This window comes from Nonlabens dokdonensis, from assembly GCF_002162835.1.
GTDB lineage: Bacteria > Bacteroidota > Bacteroidia > Flavobacteriales > Flavobacteriaceae > Nonlabens > Nonlabens dokdonensis_B.
The window spans coordinates 1-1,161 of sequence record NZ_MAAX01000152.1 but is presented as its reverse complement, the minus strand read 5'-3'; the positions used below and the strand labels follow the sequence as shown (position 1 = coordinate 1,161).

Sequence of the window (1,161 nt, the reverse complement as noted above, 5' to 3'; positions counted from 1 at the left end):
TTTTCTCGTTTAAACATTTAACGCGCTGTTCTCTACTCATACTAACATCGCATCCAGGATACAAGGGCACTTCATGTACTGTGATTAATGGTTGACTTTTTATGGGCTTATCACCATTGCCATCTATAGACTTTGAAACCTCTGTCTCTGAAGATGCTAACGTAGTAGTAGTAGTAGTAGTAGTAGTAGTGGAAACAGGTTCCAACTTATTATCCGGGATATCTGGTGTGTCATTTTTTACTACTACAGGAGCTTTATTAGGATCTGTTTTTACCAGCTCAATTTTAGGAGTTGTTTTTTGTTTAACCACCGGTTTTATTTTTTCATTAGGTACAGGTGTAAATTCTCCAGTAAAGCCTTGGTCTTCTAATTTGGCGACAGTTACCATTTTAGTAGTCTCCTGTATAGGTTTTGCTGTTGACAATTCCATAATTAGAAAAGCTGCAACCAAAGCAGCTATTAGCCCGATTTGAAAATTAATTAATGGATTCACTCTAATGTTCACAGATTTCTTATCATCTATGCGAGTTAATTGCGGTGTTGCAGCACCACTTTTCTCTTTTAACTTGTTCATAATAAATGGTTTTATGTTATTTAAAAGAGAAATCAAGAATGATACCAAAAAAAAGTCCCAACTTAAAAAGTTGGGACTTTAATAATCATATGTTGTATAAATTAATCTTGCACTTGAAAGATAATAGGTAGTGCATAAATAACACCTACTGGTTTACCTCGCTGCATACCTGGAGTCATCGCAGGTAGTTTATTAATAACTCTAGCTGCTTCAGTTTGCAATCTAGGATGTTTAGCCTTTGATTTAATACCAACTACATTACCCTTAGAATCAATTTTAAATTGAACTGATATCTTTTGTTTACCGTCCAAACCTAATTCCTGAGCTAGTCCAGTGTTGAATTCTCTATTTACAAATTTTGTGATTTTTTCACTCATACATTTCTTTCGATCTGCATTGTTTTTCTTATCCTCACAACCTGGGTAAATAGGTACATTTTCAATAATTGCAAAAGGTACATCAGCAATTACTTCTTCTACTCCTACTTCTTCAGCAACTTCTTCAATCTCTACGATCTCTTCTTGCTCATCTGTTTCAGTATCTTCAATAATTACCTCTTCAATCTCAACATCATCTTCCACGATCTC

General features: G+C 34.6%; 2 protein-coding genes. Both read right to left on the bottom strand.

Annotated features, from left to right (window positions below):
* The coding region (locus A9Q93_RS09740) for a hypothetical protein (protein ID WP_303687201.1) at positions 1-574 on the bottom strand (574 nt) is incomplete at its 3' end.
* A gap of 101 nt (positions 575-675) precedes the next feature.
* A partial coding sequence (locus tag A9Q93_RS09735) for an energy transducer TonB (protein WP_303687200.1) occupies positions 676-1,161 on the bottom strand: 486 nt, incomplete at its 5' end.